Genomic DNA, 7,392 nt, shown 5'->3' with positions numbered 1-7,392 from the left:
CTGCCCGCTGTCCGGCAAGGCCGCGGCGAAGGCAGCCGGGCCGGCGAGAATGTGCTGGTCGATGCCGCCGGCGTGCGCGGTGGCTTCCGGGCCGGCGAGTACGACGACGGTGGCCGCGTCCAGTCCGCGGGTATACCCGTCGCTGAGCACATCCGAGCGTCCGCAGCCGACAAAGACCAGCAGATCCGCCTGGTCCAGCCGCGCGGCGAGGGTGTCCGCGCGGCCGTAACCGAGCCATCCGGCCCACGCGCCGGAGGCGTGCGGAACGGCGTCGTACGCCCGCCAGTCAGCGGCCACCGGCACCTGCGCACGCTCCGCCCACTCCGCCAGAGCCAGTCCGGCCTCCTGGGTCCAGCCATCTCCGCCCACCACCAGCAGAGGCCGCGCGGCTGCGGCCAGGCGGCCGGCAAGTTCTTCCATGGCGGCCGGGGAAGGCACCGCATCCGGCAGTGCACGCGGCGGCACCGGCCGGGCGCCGGTGGCACGCACGAGGACGTCCTCGGGCAGGCCGACAACCACGGGTCCGGGCCGGCCGGAGGAGGCCAGCCGCATCGCTTCGGCGACCATGTCGGCTGCCCGGGCCTCGTCCTCGAGCACCATTACCCGCTTGGCCGTCGTGGAGAACCAGCCGGAGAGGCTGAACTCCTGGAATGCGTCCCGCTCCCGGTCGGCCACCGGAATCAGGCCGACGAAAAGCACCAGCGGGGTGGCGTCCTGCCACGCCGTGTGGACGGCGATCATCGCATTGGCCGCACCCGGTCCGCGGGTCACCATGGCTATCCCCGGCATGCCGGTGAGCCGTGCCTCGGCCAGGGCCATGAACCCCGCTCCGCCCTCGTGGCGGGCGACCACCGTTTCGATGGGTGAGTCGTAGAGCCCGTCGAGGACGTCGAGGAAGCTCTCCCCGGGGACGGAATAGACGCGGCGGACGTTGTGCTGCTCAAGCTGGCGGACAATCAGGTGGCCGGCGGTGCGGGGCATGGGCTTGCTGTTTCCTTCGTTTCGATGCTGGACTGGGTGGCGGTGCCGGATGCGGCTGCTGTCGGTTAGTGCTTGAAGCCGGGCAGGTTCACGCTCAGCCGCGGGGCGATCGCCCCGGCAACGGCGGTGAACACGCTGAGGAATACCAGCATCGCGGCGGCCGGCCACCAGTGGTTTCCGGCGGAGGCGACCAGCCCGGTGGCCAGCAGCGGGACAAATCCGGAGAGCATGCCGGCGGTGTTTTGTGCGAAGCCGACGCCGGTGTACCGGGTACGGGCGGGGAAGAGGCCGGTGAGCACGGTGCCCGAAGCGGCGTAGGGGAAGGACAGCGTTGCCACGGCCAGCGTCATGCCGAGTACCACCAGCACGTTGTTGCCGCTGCTGATCAGCAGGAAGGACGGAACAGTGGCGATGGCGGAGGCCAGGCCGCCGTAGAGGATGACGCGGCTGCTGCCGAAGCGTTCGCCCAGGCGGCCGCCGAGAATCAGTACCGGGATCTCCACGACCGCAGCGACCATTCCTCCCAGCAGCATCAGCCGGGAAGAGTACCCGAGGACGTTCACGCCGTACCAGACCACGAACGCGGTGACCAGGTAAAAACCGCCGACGCCGAGCAGGGCGGCGGCCATCCCGATGATGATCTGCTTCCAGGACTCCGCCAAGGTGGTGCGGATCGGGGCCTTCTCCACCTGGTCATGTTCCATCAGCTCCGTGAAGACCGGGGACTCATCGAGCCGGCTGCGGATATACAGGGCGATCAGCAGCATCGGGATGGCGGCCAGGAAGGGGATGCGCCAGCCGAACCCGTCGAAGTTCTCCTGGGAGAAGAAGAGCGTCATGAGGAAGAATCCGCCGGAGGAGAGGATGGTGCCAATCGGCGAGCCGATCTGCGGCAGCGCGGCGTAGCGGGCGCGGCGCTCGAGCGGGGCATTCTCGACGACGATCGTCATTGCGCCGGACCACTCGCCGCCCACGAACAGGCCCTGGGCCACGCGCAGCAGCACGAGCAGCACCGGGGCCGCGATGCCGATGGCGGCATAGGTGGGCAGCAGGCCGATGAGCCCGGTAACCACGCCGATGCCCACGATGGTGACCATCAGGGTCCTGCGCCGGCCGATCCTGTCCCCCATGGCACCGAAGAACATGCCGCCCAGCGGACGGGCCACCAGGCCCACGCCGAAGGTCGCAAAGGAGGCCAGCGCCGCGGCGGTGGCGTTTTCATTGGCGAAGTACTGGACGTTGAACACCAGTGCGGCGGCGGCGCTGAAGAGGAAGAAGTCATACCACTCCATGGCGGTGCCGATGAGGGCTCCGATGGAGACCTTCATGGCCTCCTTGTCGGTTATGGACCGGGTTGCCCCGGCCTCGAGGTTCAGGGCCTGCGTCATGATGCCTCCACGTTCGGTGCTGTAGCCGGCCGGCGGTGGACACCCGCCGCGGCTTTGAGTGAGTAGACATCAGCATGCCAGCGCGGCATCGGCCGCCCAATCACGGATCGTCGCGGGATTCAGCGGCTAGGATGGGCAAAAGCACAATAACCGAGAGTTCCGACCCCATGGAAGCACATCAGAAACAGGAATTTAGCCACGGCACTGCCGCCCGCTGGAACGAGCTGCTGGACCGGCTGTCGGTGGAGGTGCTGACGGACGCCTTCATCGACCGCGTGCTGCAGCTCGAGGACTACCGGGACGGAGCGCTGCCGGCCAGCGAAATCCGCCGCACCGGGGCCGCCTCCTTCGAAGCACTCATCGAAAGCCTGCGCCCGGGCATCGACAGCAGCCGGCTGCTCGCCGAGCGACAGAACATTGCCCTGGACGTTGGTGTTTCGCGGGCCCGGGCGGGGATCCCGGTGGAGTCGCTGATGACGGCGATCCGCCTGGATTTCACCGTACTTTGGAGCGAGCTGATGGCTTCAGCGGCCCCGGAGGATGCGGCGCTGCTCGTACGCCGGGCGGAAACCGTGTGGCAGGTGGTGGACTCCTACGCGGCCCAGACCCAGGTCACGTACATGGCCGAGCGCCAGCGCATGGCCCAGGAAGAATCCTCCGTACGGCAGGGCTATGTCGCGAGCATTTTTGGCCCGGCGGCACCTGCACCCGAGTTGGTCGAGCGTATCTCGGGCGAACTCGGCCTGGACCGGAAGGCTCCGCTCGGCGTGGCCGTCGCCGCGGCCGACGACGCGGCGGCGCTGCGCGTCGTCGTCGCCCAGGCCGCCCGCCGGGGGGCGGAAGTCTTCACCCACCCGCTGGCGGACGCGCTCGTAGCCTTTTGGACGCTGGATGGACGCCCCGGCTCGCCCCTGCATGAGGCCGCCGACCGGATCAGCCGGCTCCGCTGCGGCCTCATCGAGCGCGTGGACGGGCTCGACGGGCTGTGGGAAGCGACCCGGATCGCCTGCGATCTCGCCCAGCTCGTGGAACCGGCCGACGGCGGAGCACTGACGCTCGGGCGGGCCTGGCCGCGCATCGCCCGCCTGCGCCTGACCGCGGCAGGCCTGCCGATCGCGCCGGAAGTCGATGCGGCCCTTGCCGGCTGCGGACCCGTGGAGCGGGAGCGCCTGCAGGAATCCGTGCAGACCTACCTGGCGACCGGCAGCATTGCCGAATCCGCGGCCCGCCTGTTCTGCCACCGCAATACGCTCATGAACCGACTGCGGCGGTTTTCCGAGCTGACCGGGATCGACCCTACGATTCCCGCCCAGGCCGCGCGCCTGGTGGTCGCCTGGAGCTGACCGGCGCAGCCGGTCCGCCTGCGCCGGATTTCAGGCCGCCGGCACCTGGTCCAGCAGCGCCGCCATGGGCCGGTCCTGCAGCTGCGCATAGTCCCCGTACACGCGGCGCACCGCGGCCGCCACGGCGTCGATATCCAGCGAGGGCAGCAGGTCGTCCGCGGCTCCGGCCGTCGCCGGATCCCATTCCAGCCCCAGCGCGGCGTAGCTTTCGGTCAGCACCTGGCGCAGCGGCGCGGAGTCCTGCACCACGATGACGGAGGAAAACAGCCAGGCGCCGGAGACCACGCGCTGCGCGGTGCCGACGAGCTTGACCTTGTGCTCGGGGTCGGCCGGGTGGACACCGTGGACACTGAATTCCCCGGGGCAGTACTCCCCCGGGATCTCGCCGACCGCGGCGATCAGTCCAGCCTGGCGCAGCGCGTCCGCCAACAGCTCCCCGAACAGCGAGAACCGGGACTTGGCGCCCATGATCGCGTCCTGGTGCGACTCGACGTGGTCCAGCACCAGGCAGCCTTCGTGGTAGGCGGCGGCCCGGCCGCCGGCCTTGCGCACCAGCGGCTCGAACCCCAGCTCCCGGCAGCGCTGCGCGGCCTGGGCAAAGCCGGGCAGGTTGGCATCCCGCTGGCCGAACGCCACCGTGGGCGCCGGACGGTACAACCGCACGGTGCGCTGCAGCCGGCCCTGCTTGGCGGCCGCGAGCATTTCCAGCCCGTAGCCCAGGTCCCCTGCCGCCCCGAACGACTCCGGCTGCCGGGTCCAAAGCAGCGGCCCGGCCGCGGTCGCCGGCTGCGGGGCGCGGGCGGCCTGCGCCTCAGGGCTCAACGGTGACTCCGTACCGGAATGCCACCCGGCCGCGGACTGCTTCTGCCGCCGGTGCCGGGTCCGCGTAGTACCAGAGGGCATCCGGGTTGCGCTCGCCGCCGACCTCGAGGGTGTAGTAGGACGCGGTGCCTTTCCAGCCGCAGAAGGTTTCGTGGCTGCTGGGCACCAGGTAACGTTCCTCCACTGCGCTGCGCGGAAAGTAATGGTTGCCCTCCACGATCACAGTGTCGTCGGACTCGGCGACGACGGCGCCGTTCCAGATCGCCCTGACCATGCTGCTCCCTTCGGAAGATGCGTGTTCCACCTCTGTATTTTAGGCTCCCCGTGCCGGGCCGTCCGACGGCGGCGACCTGCCTTCGCCGGTACCCGCCGGGAGGAGCCTTGAAGAACCGGCGCCGGCGGCGGACAAGCCGGTGCGGGGCTGCTCATGGCCTTGTCCGGGCTGGCGTACCTGGCCCGGGGCTGGATCATGGGTACCGGGTAAACCCTGGGAAAAGCATGGCCTGGGCGTGATCCCCCGAGGAGCCGTACGGGATTGCCGCCGGCCACCTTGTACGTGGGCTGCCGCCAGTCCTGGACGCTGTCCGCGGGGCGCGGCGGGGTCAGGACCAGACGGTCAGCACGATCAGCAGGACGTTCAGCCCCACGATCAGGCAGGCGCTGGCCCGGGCTGCGACCCGCAGCGGCAGCGAATCGGCGTGGACGCCCATGACCTCGCGGCTGCCGGTCAGCCGGATCAGCGGAATGAGGGCGAACGGGATGCCGAAGCTGAGCAGCAGCTGGCTGAGCACCAAGGCCCAGGTCGGCTCGATCCCCGCACCCAGGACCAGCAGCGCCGGAACCATGGTCAGGACCCGCCGGGTCAACAGCGGAATCTGTACCCGCAGCAGCCCGCCCATGATCGTGGCGCCGGCGTAGCAGCCTACCGAGGTGGAGGCCAGCCCCGAGGCCAGCAGCCCGATGGCGAAGACGACCCCCACCGCAGGGCCAAGGGCCGCGGTAATGGCGGCGTGGGCACCGGAGATGGTGTCCGTCCCCTCCGTGCCGCGCAGGCTGGAAGCAGCCAGCAGCAGCATTGCGATGTTCACGGCCCCCGCCACCATAAGCGCCCCGACAACGTCCAGGCGCGTAGCCCGGATCAGCCTGATCCGCCGGTCCGGGTCCGGCTCGAAACCGTGGCGGTCGCGGGCCAGTGCCGAATGCAGGTAGATCGCGTGCGGCATCACCGTCGCCCCGAGCATGCTCGCCGCCAGCAACACGGTACCGGAGTCCTCGAAGCGCGGCAGCAATCCGGACAGGGCGCCGCCGGCGTCCGGGGGATTCACGAACAGCCCGGCCATGAAGCCCACCGCGATCACCGCCAGCAGGGCGACGACGGCGTTCTCGAACGCCCGCTGGCCCCGCCGCGACTGCACGGCCAGCAGGAGCATGGACGCCACGCCCACGATGGCCCCACCCGCCAGCAGGGGCAGGCCGAAGAGCAGATTCAGTGCCACGGCGCCGCCAATGACTTCGGCCATGTCGGTGGCACCGGCCACCACCTCGGCCTGGAGCCAGTAGGCCCGCCGGGCCGGGGTCCGCAGCCGCCTGCCCATGATCTCCGGCAGGCTCATCCCGGTGGCCAGGCCCAGCTTGGCCGACTGGTACTGCACCAGCACGGCCACGGCGTTGGCCAGCACCAGCACCCAGACCAGCAGGTAGCCGTGCCGCGCTCCCGCCGTCAGGTTTGCGGCCACATTGCCGGGGTCGACATATGCAATGGCGGCCACGAACGCCGGGCCCAGCAGCAGCAGCCGCGCCAGCACCCGCCGTCGGCCGGCCGCGACGGTGACGCTCTTCGCAGGCCTGGTTGTCATCGGGTGTCCCTTTGCCCGGATCGGTGAGACGGCAGCCTCACACCCTTCAAGCTTAGGACTTCCGAAATGCCGGTGGCAGGATCTCCTCAATGCCGCCCCGGCCCCAGCGGGACCGCGGATGAATTCGAAGGCCTCGCGGCTTCGGCCGGTTTAGGCAGTAGCCAATCCGAAACCGGGCTTGTCCCCCGAAGAGCGGCAGTCGGTGCCTTTGATGGGCGAATGCCTGGCCGGCAGGCCCGGCGGCTGAACGGCGCTGTCAGGCCACCAGCACCGCCGCGGCGCCGTCCATGTGCTCCTTGATGGTCTCGCTGACCCGGCCCGCATCACCAGAGGCGATGGCGTCGACAATCTCGCTGTGCCGCTGCACGCTCATGTTCTGCACCGCCCGTTCCAGGCCCGCGAACATGATGGACATGCGGATGCTGCCTTCGAGCGACTCCCACGAATGAAGCAGCGTTTCGTTCCCGGTCAGCCGGCACAAGGTGCGGTGGAAGTCCAGGTCCGACTCAATCCGGTCCTCCAGCCCGTCCGCCGCTGCCCGCTCCATCTTCTCTATGGCTGCGCGCAGGGCGGCAATGGCCCCCGCCCGGTCCTCGCGGGAACACAGTTCGCGGGCCGCCAGGGACTCCAGGGCCGCCCGGACGGCAAAGATGTCCCGGATCTCCTTATTGTCCAGGTGCCGGACCGACAGCCTCCCGCGGGCCCCGGCGGCGATCAGGCCTTCCTGCTGCAGCTGGCGCATCGCTTCGCGCAGCGTCCCGCGGCTGATCTGCAGCATCTCGGACAACTCGGTTTCCACCAGGTGCGTGCCCGGCGGCAGTTCCCCGCTGGTAATGGCACGGCGCAGGGCGGCCAGGGCCTGTTGGCGGAGGCTGGTTTTTTCCAGCCCCAGCAGGGACATCGATTCTGCGGCCATCGTTTTCAGCATCCTTGGTGGGCGGACGGTGCGACTGTTGACAGGTGCTTTGTTAACAGTCGATCTTACGGCCACCGCCGCGGCTG

The 7,392-nt window shown here is 69.8% G+C and carries 7 protein-coding genes; 1 reads left to right on the top strand and 6 read right to left on the bottom strand.

Annotated elements, in window-relative coordinates; translation table 11 throughout:
* Together ACFQ36_RS06315 and ACFQ36_RS06310 are read right to left on the bottom strand one after the other, a co-directional pair.
* Positions 1-981 (bottom strand): thiamine pyrophosphate-binding protein (locus tag ACFQ36_RS06315; RefSeq protein WP_377011735.1); only part of this gene is annotated, 981 nt, incomplete at its 3' end.
* 65 nt (positions 982-1,046) lie between these two features.
* On the bottom strand, positions 1,047-2,369 hold the full coding sequence (locus ACFQ36_RS06310) for an MFS transporter (protein ID WP_377011733.1): 1,323 nt from the start codon (positions 2,367-2,369) through the stop codon (positions 1,047-1,049).
* Between the two features lie 167 nt (positions 2,370-2,536).
* Between ACFQ36_RS06310 and ACFQ36_RS06305 the strand changes: the two genes are divergently transcribed.
* A complete protein-coding gene (locus tag ACFQ36_RS06305; RefSeq protein ID WP_377011731.1) occupies positions 2,537-3,712 on the top strand; it encodes a helix-turn-helix domain-containing protein in 1,176 nt (391 codons plus the stop codon).
* 30 nt (positions 3,713-3,742) lie between these two features.
* On the opposite strand, the gene ACFQ36_RS06300 is transcribed toward ACFQ36_RS06305, so the two are convergent.
* The 4 genes from ACFQ36_RS06300 to ACFQ36_RS06285 form a co-directional block, all read right to left on the bottom strand.
* A complete protein-coding gene (locus ACFQ36_RS06300) occupies positions 3,743-4,534 on the bottom strand; it encodes a biotin/lipoate A/B protein ligase family protein (RefSeq protein WP_377011729.1) in 792 nt (263 codons plus the stop codon).
* Positions 4,524-4,808 carry a DUF427 domain-containing protein gene (locus ACFQ36_RS06295; protein ID WP_377011727.1) on the bottom strand — a complete coding sequence of 95 codons (285 nt, stop codon included), beginning with the start codon at positions 4,806-4,808 and terminating at the stop codon, positions 4,524-4,526. The genes ACFQ36_RS06300 and ACFQ36_RS06295 overlap by 11 nt, the downstream gene beginning before the upstream one ends.
* Before the next feature lie 328 nt (positions 4,809-5,136).
* Positions 5,137-6,390: an Nramp family divalent metal transporter gene (locus tag ACFQ36_RS06290; protein WP_377011725.1), complete on the bottom strand. Its 1,254-nt coding sequence runs from the start codon at positions 6,388-6,390 to the stop codon at positions 5,137-5,139.
* Between the two features lie 256 nt (positions 6,391-6,646).
* On the bottom strand, positions 6,647-7,306 hold the full coding sequence (locus ACFQ36_RS06285; protein ID WP_377011723.1) for a GntR family transcriptional regulator: 660 nt from the start codon (positions 7,304-7,306) through the stop codon (positions 6,647-6,649).
* Between the last annotated feature and the right edge of the window lie 86 nt (positions 7,307-7,392).

It is taken from the genome of Arthrobacter sp. GCM10027362, from assembly GCF_042679445.1.
Lineage (GTDB): Bacteria > Actinomycetota > Actinomycetes > Actinomycetales > Micrococcaceae > Crystallibacter.
Note: the sequence above shows the minus strand (reverse complement) of the source record. Positions and strands in the feature narration are given on the sequence as shown.